19 protein-coding genes are annotated in these 18,521 nt (G+C 66.7%); 10 read left to right on the top strand and 9 right to left on the bottom strand.

The features are described from left to right. The first annotated feature begins 67 nt into the window (after positions 1–67). A complete protein-coding gene (gene yihG, locus GTZ97_RS06420; RefSeq protein ID WP_161649743.1) occupies positions 68–943 on the top strand; it encodes a 1-acylglycerol-3-phosphate O-acyltransferase, YihG family in 876 nt (291 codons plus the stop codon). Here the strand turns inward: yihG and GTZ97_RS06415 are convergent. From GTZ97_RS06415 to GTZ97_RS06395, 5 genes are all read right to left on the bottom strand, one after another. After that, positions 909–1,628, bottom strand: coding sequence for a hypothetical protein (locus GTZ97_RS06415; RefSeq protein ID WP_161649742.1), 720 nt, complete (start codon positions 1,626–1,628; stop codon positions 909–911). The two genes, yihG and GTZ97_RS06415, sit on opposite strands and share 35 nt — an antisense overlap. Then, entirely contained in the window at positions 1,625–3,187 is a 1,563-nt protein-coding gene (locus GTZ97_RS06410) for a malonate--CoA ligase (RefSeq protein ID WP_161649741.1), read from the bottom strand. The genes GTZ97_RS06415 and GTZ97_RS06410 overlap by 4 nt, the downstream gene beginning before the upstream one ends. Positions 3,188–3,201: 14 nt before the next feature. Then, complete coding sequence (locus GTZ97_RS06405; RefSeq protein ID WP_161649740.1) at positions 3,202–5,565, bottom strand: sensor domain-containing diguanylate cyclase; 2,364 nt, start codon at positions 5,563–5,565, stop codon at positions 3,202–3,204. A 184-nt stretch (positions 5,566–5,749) separates the two neighbouring features. Beyond that, positions 5,750–7,393 carry an acyl-CoA synthetase gene (locus GTZ97_RS06400; RefSeq protein ID WP_161649739.1) on the bottom strand — a complete coding sequence of 548 codons (1,644 nt, stop codon included), beginning with the start codon at positions 7,391–7,393 and terminating at the stop codon, positions 5,750–5,752. An 88-nt stretch (positions 7,394–7,481) separates the two neighbouring features. Then, complete coding sequence (locus GTZ97_RS06395; protein WP_407926733.1) at positions 7,482–7,715, bottom strand: RNA-binding S4 domain-containing protein; 234 nt, start codon at positions 7,713–7,715, stop codon at positions 7,482–7,484. Positions 7,716–7,881: 166 nt separating this feature from the next. Between GTZ97_RS06395 and GTZ97_RS06390 the strand changes: the two genes are divergently transcribed. The 7 genes from GTZ97_RS06390 (at position 7,882) to GTZ97_RS06360 (ending at position 13,702) form a co-directional block, all read left to right on the top strand. Beyond that, a complete protein-coding gene (locus tag GTZ97_RS06390; RefSeq protein WP_161649738.1) occupies positions 7,882–9,351 on the top strand; it encodes an aldehyde dehydrogenase family protein in 1,470 nt (489 codons plus the stop codon). A gap of 100 nt (positions 9,352–9,451) precedes the next feature. Further along, positions 9,452–10,375, top strand: a complete 924-nt coding sequence (locus GTZ97_RS06385; RefSeq protein WP_161649737.1) for a branched-chain amino acid ABC transporter permease — start codon at positions 9,452–9,454, stop codon at positions 10,373–10,375. A gap of 23 nt (positions 10,376–10,398) precedes the next feature. Next, the gene (locus tag GTZ97_RS06380; protein WP_161649845.1) at positions 10,399–11,505 is read left to right on the top strand and encodes a branched-chain amino acid ABC transporter permease; all 1,107 of its coding nucleotides are present in this window, start codon (positions 10,399–10,401) and stop codon (positions 11,503–11,505) included. Further along, on the top strand, positions 11,502–12,278 hold the full coding sequence (locus tag GTZ97_RS06375; RefSeq protein WP_161649736.1) for an ABC transporter ATP-binding protein: 777 nt from the start codon (positions 11,502–11,504) through the stop codon (positions 12,276–12,278). The genes GTZ97_RS06380 and GTZ97_RS06375 overlap by 4 nt, the downstream gene beginning before the upstream one ends. Next, the gene (locus GTZ97_RS06370; RefSeq protein WP_407926732.1) at positions 12,275–13,018 is read left to right on the top strand and encodes an ABC transporter ATP-binding protein; all 744 of its coding nucleotides are present in this window, start codon (positions 12,275–12,277) and stop codon (positions 13,016–13,018) included. The genes GTZ97_RS06375 and GTZ97_RS06370 overlap by 4 nt, the downstream gene beginning before the upstream one ends. Positions 13,019–13,084: 66 nt before the next feature. Next, positions 13,085–13,315, top strand: coding sequence for a hypothetical protein (locus tag GTZ97_RS06365; RefSeq protein WP_161649735.1), 231 nt, complete (start codon positions 13,085–13,087; stop codon positions 13,313–13,315). 3 nt (positions 13,316–13,318) lie between these two features. Continuing rightward, complete coding sequence (locus tag GTZ97_RS06360; RefSeq protein WP_161649734.1) at positions 13,319–13,702, top strand: type II toxin-antitoxin system death-on-curing family toxin; 384 nt, start codon at positions 13,319–13,321, stop codon at positions 13,700–13,702. 27 nt (positions 13,703–13,729) lie between these two features. Here the strand turns inward: GTZ97_RS06360 and GTZ97_RS06355 are convergent, their stop codons facing one another. Further along, a complete protein-coding gene (locus GTZ97_RS06355; protein ID WP_161649733.1) occupies positions 13,730–14,149 on the bottom strand; it encodes an HIT family protein in 420 nt (139 codons plus the stop codon). A 33-nt stretch (positions 14,150–14,182) separates the two neighbouring features. Beyond that, positions 14,183–15,223, bottom strand: a complete 1,041-nt coding sequence (locus GTZ97_RS06350) for a CDP-6-deoxy-delta-3,4-glucoseen reductase (protein WP_161649732.1) — start codon at positions 15,221–15,223, stop codon at positions 14,183–14,185. An 85-nt stretch (positions 15,224–15,308) separates the two neighbouring features. Here GTZ97_RS06350 and GTZ97_RS06345 point away from each other — a divergent pair, with 85 nt between their 5' ends. Both GTZ97_RS06345 and GTZ97_RS06340 read left to right on the top strand, forming a co-directional pair. Beyond that, complete coding sequence (locus GTZ97_RS06345) at positions 15,309–16,232, top strand: NAD-dependent epimerase/dehydratase family protein (RefSeq protein WP_161649731.1); 924 nt, start codon at positions 15,309–15,311, stop codon at positions 16,230–16,232. Positions 16,233–16,316: 84 nt separating this feature from the next. Next, positions 16,317–17,309, top strand: coding sequence for an SGNH/GDSL hydrolase family protein (locus tag GTZ97_RS06340; RefSeq protein WP_161649843.1), 993 nt, complete (start codon positions 16,317–16,319; stop codon positions 17,307–17,309). 40 nt (positions 17,310–17,349) lie between these two features. Here the strand turns inward: GTZ97_RS06340 and nth are convergent, their stop codons facing one another. Next, the gene (nth, locus tag GTZ97_RS06335) at positions 17,350–17,991 is read right to left on the bottom strand and encodes an endonuclease III (protein ID WP_161649730.1); all 642 of its coding nucleotides are present in this window, start codon (positions 17,989–17,991) and stop codon (positions 17,350–17,352) included. Positions 17,992–17,999: 8 nt separating this feature from the next. Continuing rightward, the gene (locus tag GTZ97_RS06330) at positions 18,000–18,503 is read right to left on the bottom strand and encodes a TPM domain-containing protein (RefSeq protein WP_161649729.1); all 504 of its coding nucleotides are present in this window, start codon (positions 18,501–18,503) and stop codon (positions 18,000–18,002) included. Positions 18,504–18,521 lie beyond the last annotated feature (18 nt).

Here is an 18,521-nt window from a genome sequence, read left to right as displayed (position 1 = left end):
TGATTGCTGCACATCTGTGCACATAATCGCGCCTTGTTGTTTCCGCTGGCCGCGCGCCCATCACATCATGAAAGCCATCAAGGCCGTCTTCGCCTGTCTGGTGCTGGTTCTCAACATTCTGGTCCACATCTCCTTGCTGCTGCCGGTTGCGCTGATCAAGCTGCTGTTGCCATGGCGCCCCGTGCGCCGGGTGGTGGACGCGGTGCTGGGCGCCATTGCCGAGAGCTGGATCGGGGTCAACAAGTTCTGGATGTGGGCGGTCGGCCGCACGCGCTGGCAGATTCAGGGAGCCGACGGCCTGCGTGCCAAGGGCTGGTATCTGGTGAGCTGCAACCACCAGAGCTGGGTCGACATCCTGGTGCTGCAATGGGTGTTCAACCGCAAGATCCCGCTGCTCAAGTTCTTCATCAAGCATGAGCTGATCTATGTGCCCATCATGGGCCTGGCCTGGTGGGCGCTCGATTTTCCGTTCATGAAGCGCCGCGGCGGCGCCTCGGCCCAGAAGGATCTGGAGACGGCGCGCAAGGCCTGCGAGAAGTTCAAGGTCATCCCCACCTCGGTGATCTCGTTCATGGAAGGCACGCGTTTCACGCCCGCCAAGCATGACCAGCAGCACTCGCCTTTCCGCAACCTGCTCAAACCCAAGACGGGCGGGGTGGGCATGTCGCTGGAGACCATGGGCGACCTGTTCGATGGCCTGCTGGACGTGACCATCGTCTACCCCAAAGGCGTGCCGACCTTTGTCGACCTGCTGACGGGCTCGATCGACGAGGTGATCGTGACGGCGCGCCTGCGGCCGATCCCGCCGGAGCTGCTGAGTGCGGCCCGTGGTCAGGGCATCGACCGCACGCAGTTGCAGAACTGGGTCAATGCCTTGTGGGAAGAAAAGGACGCCGAGATCGACGCGCTCAAGGCGTCGGCGCTGACGCGGCCGGCGCGCTGAGCAACGGCGCGCGCAGGCGCGCGTCGAATTCGGCTGGTGCCACGTACTGCAGCAGCTCCTTGCCCTTGGCCGACAGGGCGATGTCGAGCCCCTTATCGGGGTAGAGGAAGTGCTCCAGGTCGTCGTTGACGCGACGGCGCTCCGCAGCAGGCCCGAAGCGGTTGGCGATGATCTGCTCGTCCAGATTGGCCTGTGGGATGAAGCCCAGGCTGGTGATGGGGGCGTCCAGGGCCGCGGTCAGGTCGGCTGCCGACAGCGTGAACTGCCGTGTGGTGCTGTCCATGAATTCGACCTTGGCTGCGCGGGCTTTCATGGCCTGGATCTGGTCGGCTGGCAGGCTGGCGGTGATGACCAGTTTGCCTGTGATGAAACCGGCTTGCAGCGGGTCGACAAAGGCCTCCAGCGTGCCGGTCTCGTTGGGCGCGGCGATGATGGCCACGGTCATCTTGTCGCCCCAGCGCGCACGTGCATCGCCCAGGCGGCTACCGTGGCCGTCGGGGCCCAAGGTCAAGCCCATCACGCGGCTGCTGCCGTCGGCCTGCACCTCAATCTGCCAGGGCAGGTCGGCCGGTCCGGCCGATGCGGCGTCCGGCGCATCGGTCATCAGGTTGTGGGTGAGCACCAGCACGGCGCTCAATGCGAGTGCGCCGCCCACCAGGGCAGCCAGGGCAGGCAGCGTCTTCATGCGGCCTCCTGCTCGGTCTGAAACAGCCCGCCAAACTGCGCGCGCAGCAGGTTCTTCTGCACCTTGCCCATGGCGTTGCGCGGTAGTTCGGCCACCGTGAGGATGCGCTTGGGCACCTTGTAGCCGGCCAGGGTGGCCTTGAGTTGGGCGATGGCGCCGTGCTCGTCCAGCGTCTGCCCGCTATGGGTGACGACCACGGCCACCACGCCTTCGCCGAAGTCCGGGTGGGGCGCACCCACCACGGCCGATTCCTGCACATCGGGCAGGCGATCGATCAGGCCTTCCACTTCGGCGGGGTACACATTGAAGCCGCCGCTGATGATGAGGTCCTTGGCGCGACCCACCAGGTGCAGGTAGCCATCGGCATCGAGGCGGCCGACGTCGCCCGTGCGGAACCAGCCGTCGTCGGTGAACGACTCGGCCGTCTTGTCTGGAAGCCCGAGGTAGCCCACGAACACGTTGGGCCCGCTGACCTCGACCTGGCCGGCCTGCTCTGCGGGCAGCACCGCGCCCGACTCGTTGACCACGCGCACGCCCACGCCGGGCAGCGCACGGCCCACGCTGCCGATGCGGCGGTCGCCTTCGGCGGGGCGGCAGGGGTTGGAACACAGCATGCCGGTTTCGCTCATGCCGTAGCGTTCGAGGATGGTGTGGCCCGTGCGCTGTGCGAAGGCCTCGCCTGTGGCAGGCAGCAAGGGCGCCGATCCCGAGATGAACAGCCGCATGCGCGCAGCCGCCTCGGGCGTCAGTCCGCCTTCGGCCAGCAGGCGCACGTACATGGTCGGCACGCCCATGAACACGGTGGCCGGTGGGCCGGCTTCAGCCTGCATCTGCGCCAGCACCTGGGCCGCGTCGAAACGCTGCAGCCAGCGCATGGGCGTGCCGGCCAGCAGGCTGCAATGCACAGCCACGAACAGCCCGTGGATGTGGAAGATGGGCAGCGCGTGGATCAGGCAGTCATCCTGCCGCCAGTCCCAGTGTTGCAGCAGCGTGCGCGCGTTGCTCCACAGGTTGCCGTGGGTGAGCATGGCGCCCTTGCTGCGCCCGGTGGTGCCCGAGGTGTAGAGGATGGCCGCCAGATCGCTGCCGCGGCGCGCCACGGTGTCGTGCACATCGCTGTGCAGCGCGGCGTGCCCCAGCAGGCTGCCCGTGCGTGCCTGGCCCAGCGTGAACAGGTGCTCGACGCCGCCATGGGCCGCCAGGGGGATCACCCACTCCTGATCTTCTGGTCGACACACCAGCACCGAGGGCTGTGCGTCGGTGATGAAGTGCTCCAGCTCGCTGGCGCGATAGGCCGGGTTCAGCGGCAGGTAGACGCAGCCGGCGCGCAGCGCAGCCAGGTACAGCATCAGCGCCTCGACCGATTTGTCCACGTGCGCGGCGACCACAGGCGGTCGGTCGTCCACCCCTTGCAGGTGCAGGCTGCCCAACAGGTTGGCCAGCATGGCGGTGCCGCGATCCAGGTCGCGCCAGGTGTAGGTCAGGCCATCGTCGGTGACGATGGCCGCGTCATCTCGGTGTGCAGGCCAGGCAGCCTGCAGAGCAGCAAACAGGTTCATCCCATAACGGTAACTCAAGCTGCGTCGTTTGCTGCGCGCAGCGTGGTTGGCGGTGCATCATCTGCGCCCGGCAGGTCATGGTGGTAGAGCTGCACGCGGTTGCGTCCGGCCCGCTTGGCGGCATACAGCGCGGCATCGGCATGGGCCAGCATGGCGTCCACATCGAAATGCGCGGGGTTCCACTGCACGGCGCCAATGCTGACGGTGGCCGCAATCCGCTGTCCTCCGACCACGATCGGGTTGTCCTGCAGCGTCTGGCGAATGCGCTCGAGCGCGGTGAGCGCTTCCACCAGCGGCGTCGAGGTCAGCAGCACGGCGAACTCTTCACCGCCGATGCGTGCAGGGGTGTCCGAGTCCCGCAAGCTGCAGTGCAGGACCTCTGCAAACGCCTTGAGCACAGCATCGCCGGCCGCGTGGCCATGGGTGTCGTTGATGTGCTTGAAGTGGTCCAGATCCAGCAGCGCCACCGTCATGGGGCTGCCATAGCGCCGTGTCTGCGCGAGCACCGCCTCGGCCACCTCGAAAAACTGGCGCCGGTTGACCAGACCGGTGAGCGCGTCGCGCGAGGCCAGTCGCACCAGCTCTTCTTCGGCCTTGACGCGTGCGGCCTCCAGCTCGCGGGCATGGAACAGCGTGCCCAGCGACACCACCAGCGGCTCCAGCAGCTGCACAAGCTGCTCGTCGAAGCCGTCAGCGCGGTTGCCCAGCCCGATCATGCCCACGACACGGTTGTCAAAGCGGATGGGCAGGCCGAGAAAGTTTTGCAGCGCGGGAAAGCCCGCCGGCAAGGCGTTCGAGCCATGCCGCGCCGGCGGGTGGTTGGCTGTGAACTGCTGGTTGTCGCGCACCACCTGACCAAAGAGGTTGTTCAGATCTGGCAGTTCGCTGACGGACGGATCGACATCGTCGGACACGCTGGGCAGGGACAGGCCGATCTGACCATCCGGTCGCTGCTGCACGATGCCGATGAAACCGAAGCTGCATTCGCTGATGCGCAGCAGCGGGCGGAACAGCGCCTCGCAGGCGTCGTGCGCATTGCGCTTGAGCAAGAAGGCGGTCTGGGCCTGATTGAGCAGGTCCAGCAGCTGACGTTGCCGGTGGCGCACGGTCTCTTGCTGCTTGGCATCGGTGATGTCGATCAGCGTGCCCACGACGCGGCGCGGGCGCCCGTTGACGTCGCGCTCGAGTGTGCGCCCGAAGCTCTGCACCCAGATGTAGTGGCCGCGCTTGTGGCGGATGCGGTACTCGGTGGCGATGACGTCGGTGCGGCCCTCTCGGTAGGCCTGGATGGCCTCGTCGATCTTGGGACGGTCATAAGGGTGGACGTTGTCCAGCCACGTGACGTTGTTGTGCTCCAGTTCGTCTTCGCGCAGACCCAGGATGGCCGCAGCGCGCGTGTTGATGGTGCGTTCCTGGGTGGCGTAGTTCAGGTCCCAGGTGCCCATGCGCGCCGATTCCAGCGCGAGGTACAGCCGCTCCCGCGTGGCCTCGACCACCGACTCGGCCTGCTTGTGTCGGCTCACGTCGAACACATAGCCACGAACCCGCTGCAGCTGTCCAAAGGTGTCGCGCTCGGCATGCGTGATCTGCTGGATCCAGCGCGGTCGATGGCCCTCGGTAACTAGACGGTACTGCAGGTCCAGTCGATCGACACCGCCATGCAGGTGGCTGCTCAGTCCCGTGTGCACCGTGTCTGCGTCGTCCGGGTGCACCAGCGAGGCCAGGCTTTGCCCAGCCCGCAGCGCGGCCACCCGGCTCTCGCCCAACACCCCGTCAAGGTTGGCCGACAGGGTGTCGATCTGCAGGCCATCGCGCCCGACCTGCCAGGTCAGCGCCCCCATGGGCGCATCACGCAACAGCGCGCCCTCCTGTGCGCCTTGACGCGCGGCCAGTCGCGCCTGCAGCAGGTCGCCCACCAGGGCGCTGAAATGCATCAGCAGCGCGAGCCGGGCCGCGTCGAAGTCAGGGCGAGGGCGTTGGTCCATCACGCACAGCGTCGCGATGACCTGGCTTTGCACACGAATCGGGGCGCCTGCATAGAAGCGCAAGGGCGGCAGGTGGCTCACCACCCGCTCGTTGTCGGCAAAGCGTTCGTCCAGCCGCAAGTCGGTGGCGACCACAGGCAAGCCCGATGACACCACGTGGGCGCAGAAGCTTTGCGCCCGCGGCCAGGGTGCGGCGTCCAGCCCGCAGCGGCCCGGGAACCAGATCTCGGACTCGCCCACGGCAGAGACCAGACAGATGGGCACGCCCAGCACCGTGCCGGCCAGATGCGTGAGGCGTTGCAGGGCGGGGTCGGTGGTCTGCTCGGGCAGATCCAGGTCACGCAGCACGGACAGACGGGCGAGTTCGTCCGGCGGGAGGGGGGCAGCGGGCATGCAGTCGGGCTCCGAACAGCGGGCGGCGGTTGATTTTCTGCCTCGCCGGGCGTGTGGCCCGAGTGGGTGCCTTCTCACGTGGAGCACGGAACAATATGTTACATGTCCCGACCCGAAAGTTGTGTGTCCGTTGCGTGACCGGGGAACATCCTCCGATCACGCCGTTCGGCTCACCCGGCCGCGATCAGACGTCGATGGCCTGGGCCGAGCCCGCCTTCTTGCGCAACTCGAACTTCTGGATCTTGCCGGTCGACGTCTTGGGCAGCTCGCCGAAGACCACCGCGCGCGGGATCTTGAAGCCGGCCATGTGCTGGCGGCAGTGTGCAATGATGTCTTCGGCGGTGACTTGGGCGCCGGCTTTCAGCTCGATGAAGGCGCAAGGCGTTTCGCCCCACTTGGCATCGGGCTTGGCCACGACTGCGGCGGCCATCACAGCCGGGTGGCGGTACAGCACGTCTTCCACCTCGATGGACGAGATGTTCTCGCCGCCCGAGATGATGATGTCCTTGCTGCGGTCCTTGATCTTCACGTAGCCATCGGGGTAGAGCACGCCCAGATCGCCAGTGTGGAACCAGCCGCCTGCGAAGGCCTCCTGGGTGGCCTTGGCGTTCTTGAGGTAACCCTTCATCGCGATGTTGCCGCGGAACATGATCTCGCCCATGGTCTCGCCGTCGGCCGGCACGGGCTGCATCGTGATCGGATCCAGCACGGTCACGGCCTGCTGCAGGTGATAGGGCACGCCCTGGCGGGCGTTCAGCCGGGCCCGCTCGCCAATGTCCAGTGCATCCCATTCCGGGTGTTTGGCGCAGGCCGCTGCCGGGCCGTAGACCTCGGTCAGACCGTAGACATGGGTGAGGTCGAAGCCCATCTGCTCCATGCCTTCGATCATCGACGCCGGTGGCGCCGCACCCGCCACCATGGCCTTGATGCCGCGCGGTATGCCATGGCGGAAGTCGGCTGGCGCGGCCAGCAGTGACGCGTGCACGATGGGTGCGCCGCAGTAGTGGGTCACGCCGTGTTCGCGGATGGCATCGAAAATGGCCTTGGGGTCGACCCGACGCAGGCAGACGTTGACACCGGCCCGCGCGGCCACCGTCCAGGGGAAGCACCAGCCATTGCAGTGGAACATCGGCAGCGTCCACAGGTAGGTGGCGTGCTTGGGCATGTCCCACTCCAGGATGTTGGAGGTGGCGTTCATGGCCGCGCCGCGGTGGTGGTAGACCACCCCCTTGGGGTTGCCAGTGGTGCCCGAGGTGTAGTTCAGGCTGATGGCCTGCCATTCGTCGGCCGGCATCTGCCATGCGAAATCGGGCGCGCCGCTGCCGAGCAGTTCCTCGTAGGTCAGCGTGCCGATGCGCTGCGGCTCGCCGCTGTAGAGCGCGTCCTCGGCGTCGATCACCAGCACGGGTTCGGTGCGCGTGCGCAGGCTCAGGGCTTTGGCCATGACCTTGGCAAACTCCGGGTCCACGATCACGGCCTTGGCCTCGCCATGGTCGAGCATGAAGGCGATTGCCTCGGCATCGAGCCGGGTGTTCAGCGTGTTGAGCACGGCGCCGGCCATGGGCACGCCGAAGTGCGCTTCGACCATGGGCGGCGTGTTGGGCAGCATCACTGCCACCGTGTCGCCTAGCCCGATGCCGCGCTGCTGCAGCGCGTGGGCCAGTTGCCGACAACGGGCGTAGGTCTGGCCCCAGGTCTGGCGCAGGCTGCCGTGCACGACGGCCAGGCGGTTGGGGTAGACCAGTGCCGCCCGTTCCAGGAAGGACAGGGGGCTGATGGCAACGTGGTTGGCGGGGTTCTTGGGCAGGTCCTGCTCGTAGATGTTCATGGCGGGGGCTCCGGGTAGACACGCCCTTGTGGGGCGCGGGGTCATGCTGCCCGAGAAAACCCTGAGTCTGAATGGGTCAATCCCTGTGTCAATTTGGTGCAACTTCGACCTGGATGACCTGACCCTGGCACACCACGGTCTGGCCCGCGCGAATCTTGGCTGTCTTGCGCGTTTCGATCTGGCCGTCGACCGTGACCAGGCCGTCAGCGACCATCAGCTTGGCGATGCCGCCGCTGTCGGCCAGGCCGCAGGCCTTGAGCAGCTTGTCGAGGGTGATGAACTCGCCCCGCAGGGCGAACGGCATGGCGGCAGGCTGGGACATGATTGGATTGACAGGCAAAAGGTGGCGTTGCTCAATGGACGGCAGGCGAGCAGCAAACGCCCGACCGGTGCACAATCGCGGTATTGTGAATAAGCGCGTCGTCAGATATTGTCTGTGACGCCGCGATGGGGCCGGATTGTCCCCAGGATAGCAACGGAGACCCAGCATGAACCGTCCCATGATGCACGTGGTGGACCACCAGACCGGTGAGTCCGATCCTGCCGAGATCCGGCGCGTCTTTGACGCCCAGCTTGCCACGGCCCTGGCCTGGCGTGAATCCACCGTGGCCGAGCGCATCGCGCGCCTCAAGAAGCTGCGCGAAGCCATGCTCGCACGCCGCGAGGATTTCTATGCGGCCTTTGCCAAGGATTACCGCAAACCCAGCGCCGAGGTCGAAGGCACCGAGTTCATGCCGGTGCTTGACGAAATCCGCCACGCGATTGCCAATCTGAAGAAGTGGGCGCAGCCCCGCCGCGTGAGCGCGACGGTCACGACCATGGGCACCCAGGCCTGGATCGAGTACCAGCCGCGTGGCCGTGTGCTGATCGTGGCGCCGTGGAACTTCCCGCTCAACCTGTGCTTTGGCCCGCTCGTGTCGGCTCTGGCTGCGGGCAACACGGCCATCCTCAAACCGTCGGAGATGACGCCCGCCGTCAGCGCCGTGATGGCCGAGGTGATTGCCAAGGTGTTCTCGCCCAACGAGGTGGCGCTGTTCGAAGGCTCGCTGCCCACCTCGACGGCATTGCTGGAACTGCCTTTCGATCACATCTTCTTCACCGGCTCGCCGGCTGTGGGCAAGGTGGTGATGGCTGCCGCCGCCAAGCACCTGACCAGCGTCACGCTCGAGTTGGGTGGCAAGTCGCCCGTCATTGTTGACGAGACGGCCAACATCAAGCTCGCCGCTGAGACGCTGATGTGGGGCAAGTTCACCAACTGCGGTCAGATCTGCGTCGCGCCCGATCACTTGTATGTGCATGAATCGGTCAAGGACCGTTTCGTGGCCGAATGCCGCAAGGCGCTGGAGGCCCGCTACGGCAACACGGCCCAGGCCCAGCGCAGCAGCCCCGATCTGACCCGCGTGATCAACCAGCGTCACACCCAGCGCATTGCCGGCCTGCTCGATGACGCCCGCCAGAAGGGCGCCCGCGTGCTGATGGGCGGTGAGGTGGATGTGTCGAGCTGCTACATTGCGCCCACCCTGATCGACCAGGTCGCGCCCGACGCCAGCATCATGAGCGAGGAGATCTTCGGCCCGGTGCTGCCGGTGCTGAGCTATCGCAACCTCGATGACGTGGTGCGCGAGATCAACGCCCAGCCCAAGCCGCTGGCGCTGTACATCTTCAGCACCGACAACGCACGCACGCGCCGCATCCTGGCCCAGACCAGCTCGGGTGGCGTGGCCATCAACCATTGCGTGTTGCACTACGCCCATGGCAACCTGCCGTTTGGCGGCGTCAACAACTCAGGGATCGGCAGCGCCCACGGCGAGTTCGGCTTCAAGGCCTTCTCGCACGAGCGCGCTGTGCTCAAGTCGGGCCCCATCATGGTGGCCAAGCTGTTCTTCCCGCCCTACACCGGCTTCAAGCAAAAGCTCATCCGCTGGACAGTGGATTCCCTGAGACTGCCCTCTCTGTGACGAGCGGGCGGTCTGGATGACCGATAATCCGGGCGCCTGATCTTCCACGGCCCGCCGACTGGCTTGACCACTTGGCGGGCTTTTTGCATCCGTTGCGGTCATGGACGTCTTCATCCAACAACTCATCAACGGCCTGGTGCTGGGCAGCATGTATGCGCTCGTCGCCCTGGGCTACACGATGGTCTACGGCATCATCAACCTCATCAACTTCGCCCATGGCGAGATATTGATGGTGGGTGCCCTCGTGAGCTGGACGGTGGTCACCCTGCTGGGCGACACGGGCTGGCCGGGGTGGATGCTGCTGAGCCTCTCGCTGCTGGCGGCCATGGCCGTGTGCATGACGCTCAGTGTGGTGATCGAGCGCCTGGCCTACCGGCCCCTGCGCAACGCGCCACGCCTGGCGCCGCTGATCACGGCCATGGGCATCTCGCTGCTGCTGCAGACGCTGGCCATGATCATCTGGAAGCCCGACTACAAACCCTATCCCATCCTGTTGGACGACGAGCCTTACGAGGTCATGGGCGCGACGATCAATCTGGTTCAGATCCTGATCATCGGTGTGACGGCCATGACGCTGGCTGGCCTGATGCTGCTGATCAACGGCACACGGCTGGGCCGGGCGATGCGGGCCACGGCCGAGAACCCGCGTGTGGCGCAGCTCATGGGCGTGCGGCCCGATCTGGTGATCGCAGCCACCTTTGCCATTGGCGCGGCGCTGGCGGCGCTGGCCGGCGTGATGTGGGCCGCCAACTATGGCTCGGTGCAGCACACCATGGGTTTCCTGCCAGGCATCAAGGCCTTCACGGCCGCAGTGTTCGGCGGCATCGGCAACTTGCCCGGGGCCATGCTGGGCGGCGTGCTGCTGGGCATCATCGAAGCCATGGGCGCGGGCTACATCGGCGACCTGACCGGCGGCGTGCTGGGCAGCCACTATCAGGACATCTTCGCCTTTGCCGTGCTCATCCTCATCCTCACGCTGCGCCCCCAGGGCCTGCTGGGTGAGCGTGTGGCCGACCGTGCCTGAGGAGCCCGCGCATGAACCGCAACATGGCTGCTCAGAAACTGCCCGTGTTCATCGCCAGCGCTGCGGGGCTGCTGGTGCTGCCGCTGCTGATGCAGGTGGCCGGCGTCGGCGAAGCGTGGATCCGCATCCTCGACATTGCGCTGCTCTACATCCTGCTGGCGCTGGGGCTGAACATCGTCGTGGGCTTTGCCGGCCTGCTCGACCTCGGCTACATCGCCTTCTACGCCGTGGGCGCCTACCTGTTTGCGCTGCTGGCCTCGCCGCATCTGGTCGAGAACTTTCCGGCCATTGCCGCGGCCTTCCCGGATGGGCTGCACACGCCGGTGTGGCTGGTCATCCCGCTGGGTGCCGGGCTGGCGGCGCTCGCCGGCGTGCTGCTGGGCACGCCCACGCTCAAGCTGCGCGGCGATTACCTGGCCATCGTCACGCTCGGCTTTGGCGAGATCATCCGCGTCTTCCTCAATAACCTGGACGCCCCGGTCAACATCACCAACGGCCCCAAGGGGGTCAGCCAGATCGAGCCCATCTCGATCGCCGGTGTCAGCCTGGGCGAGCCCTGGCACATCGGCGGCTTCACGCTGCCTTCGGTCACGCTCTATTACTACCTGTTCCTGGCCGTGGTGGTGGTGGCCGTGGTGATCTGCCAGCGCCTGCAGGACTCTCGGCTGGGCCGGGCCTGGATGGCCGTGCGCGAAGACGAGATCGCCGCCAAGGCCATGGGGCTGAACACGCGCAATATCAAGCTGTTGGCTTTCGGCCTCGGTGCCACGTTCGGCGGGGTGTCGGGCGTGCTGTTCGCGTCGTTCCAGGGCTTTGTCTCGCCTGAATCCTTCAGCCTGCATGAGTCCATCATGGTCGTGGCCATGGTGGTGCTGGGCGGCCTGGGCCACATTCCCGGGGTGATCCTTGGCGCCTTCCTGCTGGCTGCGCTGCCCGAGGTGTTGCGCCATGTGGCCGGGCCGCTGCAGGCCATGACCGATGGCCGCCTGGATGCCGCCATCCTGCGCCAGTTGCTGGTGGCCAGCGCCATGATCCTCATCATGCTGTGGCGCCCGACAGGCCTGTGGCCCGCGCCCGCCTCGCGCAAGCAGGTGCCGCCCACCGCCCAGACCACCGGAGGGGGCGCATGAGCGCGCCGCTGTTGCAGGTCACGGGCGTGGCCAAGCGCTTCGGGGGCGTCCAGGCACTGCAAGGTGTGTCGCTCGCCGTGCAGCCGGGTCAGATCCATGGCCTCATCGGGCCCAATGGCGCGGGCAAGACCACGTTCTTCAACATGATCACGGGGCTGGTGCCGTCAGACGAGGGCCGCTTCGTGCTCGATGGCCGGCCCTATCGGCCCACGGCCGTGCATCAGGTGGCGCGCGCCGGTATCGCGCGCACCTTCCAGAACATCCGCCTGTTCCCCGACATGACGGTGCTTGACAACGTGCGCGTGGGGCGCCATGTGCGCACCCGTGTGGGCTGGTGGCAGGCGGTGTTCCGCACCCGCGCGTTTCAGCACGAAGAGCTGCTGATCACCAACAAGGCCGAAGAGCTGCTGGCCTTCGTGGGCCTGGCAGGCCGTGGCCACCTGACCGCCCGCACCCTCAGCTATGGCGACCAGCGGCGGTTGGAGATCGCACGGGCGCTGGCCACCGAGCCCAAGCTGCTCGCACTCGACGAGCCGGCAGCCGGCATGAACGGCACCGAAAAAATCCAGTTGCGCGAACTGATCGAACGCATCCGCGCCCAGGGGCGTGCGGTGCTGCTGATCGAGCACGACGTCAAGCTCGTCATGGGCCTGTGTGACGAGGTGACCGTGCTGGACCAGGGCCGCTGCATCGCCGCCGGCCTGCCAGCCGAGGTGCAACGTGATCCCAAGGTGATCGCCGCCTACCTGGGCACCCGGCAGGGCGTCGCATGAACCCTCGCTCCGACATGGCTTCCACCTCGACTTCTCCGCTGCTGGCCGTGCGCGACCTTCGGGTGGCCTATGGCGGCATCCAGGCCGTCAAGGGCCTGACCCTGCATCTGGATGCGGGCGAACTCGTCTGCCTGATCGGCGCCAATGGCGCAGGCAAGACCACCACGCTCAAGGCTATCAGCGGCCTGCTGGCACCCCAGAGCGGCGACATCGTCTACCAGGGACGCAGCGTCGTCGGGCAGGGCGCCTGGCGCCTGCCCGAGCAAGGCCTGGTCATGGTGCCCGAGGGGCGTGGCATCTTCACGCGCATGTCCATCGACGAGAACCTGCGCATGGGCGCCTACCTGCGGCGAGACCGCGAGGTTGAATCCGACATCGAGGCGGTGTACCAGCGCTTTCCGCGTCTTAAAGAGCGCATGACGCAACTGGCCGGCACGCTCTCGGGTGGCGAGCAGCAGATGCTGGCCATGGGCCGCGCGCTGATGGCCCGTCCCAAACTGCTGTTGCTCGATGAGCCCTCGATGGGCCTGTCGCCCATCATGGTCGACGCCATCTTCGACGTCATCCGCGACATTGCCCGCCAGGGCGTCACCGTGCTGCTGGTCGAGCAGAACGCCCACCGGGCGCTGGAGATGGCCGACCGCGGCTACGTGCTCGAATCCGGCGAACTGGTGCTCACCGGGCCAGCCAGCGAGCTGCTGGGCAACCCGCAGGTGCAGGCGGCGTATCTGGGGGTGTGAGGGTTTGCGGCGTGCTCGGCCTTGAATTATCATGAACCGTCAAGATAAATCATGATGGAGCGGGCCATGAGTACCGTCGTCCGAGAAAAGTTCTCTTCTCAGGCCGCGCCCGAGGTGCTGGCGGCCTTGCGTCAGATTGCTGAAAGCCAGGGACGCCAGTTCCAGGCTGTGCTGGACGAGGCGCTGCGTGATTACATTGACCGCCAGCAGAAGGAGCGGCCCCGCCGTCACGTGATGGCCTCGTTCGCCTCCAGTCTGGATGAGTTTGATCATCTGTACCGCGAACTGGCCAAGTAAGTCGTGGCGCACGACTACCTCACTGCGGCCGACGTGCTCGGCATGCATGCGGTGCTGATGCAGCGGTATGGGGGAGCCTCTGGGCTGCGTGACCCCGGGGCCCTGGAGGCAGCCTTGTTCCGGCCTCAAACGGGCTACTACGACGACATCGTTGCCGAAGCGGCCTCCTTGATGGAAAGCCTGGCCATCAATCACCCATTCGTGGATGGCAACAAACGCATCGCCTTCGCAGCGACCGACGTTTTTCTTCGCATCAATGGTTGGCGCCTGAAGCGTGCGCCGGCGCAGATTTACTCAGAGATGATGCAGCTGTTCGAGTCGGGCCACTTCGACATGGCCCATCTTGAACCGTGGTTGCGTGGCTTCGCCGTGCCGGATGGGGTTTGAGCCCGCCGCCATCGCCTTGGTCCGGCCTCAACCCAACGCCGCCCGGATCTTCTCTGCCACCGCCTGCAAGTGCGCCATGTCGGCCATCACGCTGGCGTGCGGGTTGCGCAGCTCGGCGATCGAGCCCGGGATGCTGTGGATGTGAAAGTGCGGCACGGTCTGGCCTGCTGCTGCACCGTTGAGTTGCATCAGCACGATGCCTTCAGCGCCCAGGCCTTTCTTCTGCGCGAGCCCGATGCGGCGCACCGTGGCCATGCAGGCGGCGGCGGCTTCATCCGAGAGTTCGAACAGCGTGATGGCCGGCTCTTTCGGGATCACCAGGGCGTGGCCTTCGGCCTGCGGCATGATGTCCATGAAGGCCAGCGTGTGCGCATCTTCGTACAGCTTGATGCAGGGGATCTCGCCGCGCAGGATCTTCGCGAAGATGTTGTTCGTGTCGTAGGCCATGGTGTTCCTCGGGTCAAACGGGGACGGGCAGGATCAAGCGTGCTTGTCGGCTTCGCTGGTGAAGGCATCAGCATAGAAGAACTCGTCGGGCAGACCGGCCTGCCCAACAAAATCCTTGCGCGCGGACGACACCATCACCGGTGCCCCGCAAGCGTACACCTCATGCCGCGACAGATCCGGCAGGTCGGCCAGCACGGCCTGGTGCACGAAGCCGGTGCGGCCCGTCCAGGCGTCGCCCACGCGGGCTTCTGACAACACGGGCACGTACGTCAGCCAGGGCAGCTCGGCCGCCTGCTCTTCGGCCCAGGCGTGCAGGTACAGATCGGCCTTGGCGCGACAGCCCCAGTACAGCGTGGTAGGCCGCGTGATGCCCTTGTGGCGCATGTGTTCGATGATGGCCTTGATGGGCGCGAAGCCCGTGCCCGAGGCCAGCAGCACAATGGGGCGTTCGGAATCCTCGCGCAGGAAGAAGGTGCCCTGGGGGCCCTCGACGCGCAGGATGTCCTTGACCTTCATCTCGCTGAACACGTGGTCGGTGAACAGGCCGCCGGGCATGTGGCGGATGTGCAGCTCGATGCCGTTGACGGCCGGATCCTTGACGGTGTGCGGCGCGTTGGCCATCGAGTAGCTTCGGCGGTAGCCGTCCTTGAGGATGAACTCGATGTACTGGCCGGCGCGCCAGCCGAAGTTGTGGGTGGCCGGCAGCTGCAGTCGCACGATCATCACGTCGTCGGCCGCGCGCTCCAGGCTGGTGACCCGCGTGGGCAGCTTCACCACGGGGAAGTCGTCCAGCCCCACCACCTGCCGGCACTCGATGACCAGGTCGGTCTGCGGCGTGGCGCAGCAACTGAGCATGTAGCCCGCGGCCTCCTCGGCGTCGCTCAGCGCCTTGGTCTGGTGGGCGCCATGGATGACACGGCCCTCGACCAGCTTGCACTTGCACGAACCGCAGGCCCCGTCCTTACAGCCGTAGGGCAGGCCCACGCCAGCGTACAGCGCAGCGCTGAGCACCGTCTCATCCCGCTGCATGCTGAATGCGCGGCCGCTGGGCTCGATCCGGACTTCGAAACTCATGGTGACAACCTCTGTGCAAAATCGGGGTTCGGCCCCGCCGTGATCCGAACCTGCGATTTTCGCTCAGACCCACTCCCGTGTTGCCATGATCCCCATCAGCCGTCCCGCCCGTTTTCGCCGCACCCGTGTGCTGATCGTGGGCTGCGGCGATGTGGGGCTGCGCGCGCTGCCTGGGCTGCGCCACACGGTGGTGCGGGCGCTCACCTCGTCGCCCGAGCGCGCGCCGGCGCTGCGCGCCCGCGGGGTGACCCCGTTGGTCGGCAACCTCGACGACGCCGCCTCGCTGGGCCGGCTGGCCGGGCTGGCCACGCGTGTGCTGCATCTCGCGCCGCCGCCTGGGCAAGGGCGCACCGACCCGCGTACGGCGCGACTGCTGGCCGCCCTGGCGCGGCGCGGTGCGGTGGACACGCTGGTCTATGGCAGCACCAGCGGGGTGTATGGCGATGCGGGGGGGGCGCTGTTTGACGAGACCCGCGCGGTGAACCCCACCACCGACCGCGCGCATCGACGCGTCGACGCCGAGGCCCGCGTGCGCTGGTGGGGGCGGCGCATGGCGCTGCTGGCGGGCACGCGCGCCTGCACGCTGCGCATTCCTGGCATCTATGCGCTTGATAGGGAGGGCGGTGACCCGCGTGATCGCATCCGCCGCGGCGCGCCGTTGCTGGCGGCGCCGGACGACGTCTACACCAACCACATTCATGCCGACGACCTGGCGCGGGCCTGCGTGGCAGCGCTGTGGCGCGCGCGGCCGGGCCGGGTGCTGCACGTGTGTGATGACACCCATCTGGCCATGGGTGACTACTTCGACCTTGTGGCAGATGGCTTTGGTCTGGCGCGGCTGCCGCGGCTGCCGCGCGAGGCGGTTCAGGCAGCTGTCAGCCCGATGCAGTGGTCTTTCATGAGCGAGTCGCGCCGGCTGGTCAATGCCCGCATGAAGCACGAGCTGCGCCTGGTGTTGCGCCATCCCACCATCGAGCAAGGGCTGGGCCTGGCGTCGCGGGCGGTGTGACGCCCCCCCGAAGAGGGGGAGGGTTCAGGCACGGTGGTGCCGGTGGTATGGTGTCGGCCGAATTTCATCATTCAGGAGCACCCCATGGCCATTCGCCACGCCCTTGCCGCCGCGCTGGTCGCTGGTTTTGCCAGCTTGTCCGCGACGTCCGCCCAGGCCTACAGCCAGATCATCGTTTTCGGTGACAGCCTGTCCGACACTGGCAACGCCTCTGCGCGCCTGGGTGGCCTGGCCCCTGCCTCGCCGTATGTCGATGGCCGCTTCTCCAATGGCCCGGTGGCCGTCGAGGTGATGGCCCAGCAGCTGGGCCTGCCGCTGGTGAGCTACGCTTTCGGTGGCGCCCAGACCGGCAACTTCAACCAGTTTCAGGCCTTCCCCGTGCCGCAGGTCGCTGCGGCCATGGCTGGCACCGGCATGGCCGATCAGGTGGCCACCTACACAGGGCTGCTGGCCTTGCAAGGGCAGCAGGCTGACGCCCAGGCCCTGCACGTCGTCTGGGGTGGCGGCAACGATTTCCTGGCCGCGCTGAGCGCGGACGACCTGGCCGCGTTGCCGCAGGCCGCCGCCACAGCGGTGGGCAACCTGGCGAGCCACGTTCAGTCTTTGTATGGCGCGGGCGCCCGCAGCTTCCTCGTGCCCTTGATGCCCGATTTCGCGACCAGCTACTTTGGAACCAGCAATCCCGCGTTGGCACCGGCGCTCAGCCAGCTGACGCTGTCGTTCAACCAGGCGCTGTCCGGTGTGATGCAGGGCCTGCAGGGCCAGCTTGCGGGCGCTGACATCATCGTCTTCGACACGCCTTCCGTGCTGGCTGCCGTGCGCGGCGAGATCGTGGCCGAGGGTGGCAACGTGGTCGCCCGCTGCTGGGCCGGCAACTACCTGGGCCAGGGCGCTTCGGTGTGCGCCAACCCGGATCAGTACTTCCTGTTCGACAGCGTGCACCCCACCGCCCGCGTGCATGCGGCCGTCGGCACGGCCATGGCCGCTGCGGTGCCCGAACCGTCGACCTGGCTGATGCTGGTCGTTGGCCTGGTGTGCGTCGGTCTGGTCATCTGGCGCCGTCAGCCGCACGCCTGATCGCGCTGGGCGCGCCCGACTGGCGCGTCAGGCCAGCGTGTCAAGCCGGTGCGGCCGTCTTGGGGCTGAACCGGCACTGCTCACGCACCGCACATTCCCAGCAGCGCGGCTTGCGCGCCTGGCACACATAGCGCCCGTGCAGGATCAGCCAGTGGTGCGCGTGCACCAGATACGGCGGCGGCACGCGCTTGAGCAACTGAAGCTCGACCGCCAGCGGCGTCTTGCCTGGCGCCAGCCCCGTGCGGTTGCCTACGCGAAAGATGTGCGTGTCCACCGCCATGGTGGGCTCGCCAAAAGCGACGTTGAGCACCACATTGGCCGTCTTGCGGCCCACGCCGGGCAGGGCCTCCAGCGCCTCGCGTGAACGCGGCACCTCGCCGCCATGCTGCTCGATCAGGATGCGGCAGGTTTCCAGCAGGTGTTTGGCCTTGCTTTTGTACAGCCCGATCGTCTTGATGTAGTCGCATAGGCCGTCCATGCCCAGCGCCAGAATGGCCTGCGGCGTGTTGGCCACCGGGAACAGCTTGCGGGTCGCCTTGTTCACGCCCACATCGGTCGCCTGGGCCGACAGCAGCACAGCCGTCAGCAACTCGAACGGCGTCGTGTATTCGAGTTCGGTTTCAGGGTGGGGGTTGGCGGCCTGGAACGTGGCGAACATCTGTTCGATGTTCGCGCGGGTCATCGGTCGGGTCATAGCAGCACGACGCTGTCGGGCAGTTCATTCGGACGCCGATTGTGCGCCATCGCCGGATGGTGCTGCCGCAGCAGTTCACACACCCGCGCAATCGCCTTTTGCAGGCCGGCCTCGATGCTGTCATGCCGGATCGATGTGCTGAGTTCGTCGACCAGTGCCCGCCACTGTGCCTCGGGCACCTGCCGTGACAGCCCCCGGTCTGCCAGCACTTCGATGCGTCGGTCTGCCAGCAGCAGGTAGATCAGCACGCCGTTGTTGTGCTCGGTGTCCCACACGCCCAGTTGGCTGAAGAGGGTCAGGGCGCGCTGACGGGCGTCCACGCCGCGCCAGAGGTCTGCCGCATCCAGCCCCGCCTCGATGCACACGCGCAGCTCTCCCAGATGGCGTGCTTCGCTGTTGCGCACGGCTTGCTCCAGTCGGCTCAGACCGTCGTCGGTGAGCTGACGGCGCGTGTCGGCTGCGTCCAGCCAGAGGTGTCGGATCCAGCGAGTCAGGGACATGGTGCTTGTGTGTTGTGC

Origin of the sequence: Aquabacterium fontiphilum (assembly GCF_009909205.1) — a bacterium.
Classification (GTDB): domain Bacteria; phylum Pseudomonadota; class Gammaproteobacteria; order Burkholderiales; family Burkholderiaceae_C; genus Aquabacterium; species Aquabacterium fontiphilum.
The sequence above is the reverse complement of the archived record's forward strand: the minus strand, read 5'-3'. Positions and strand labels throughout refer to the sequence as shown.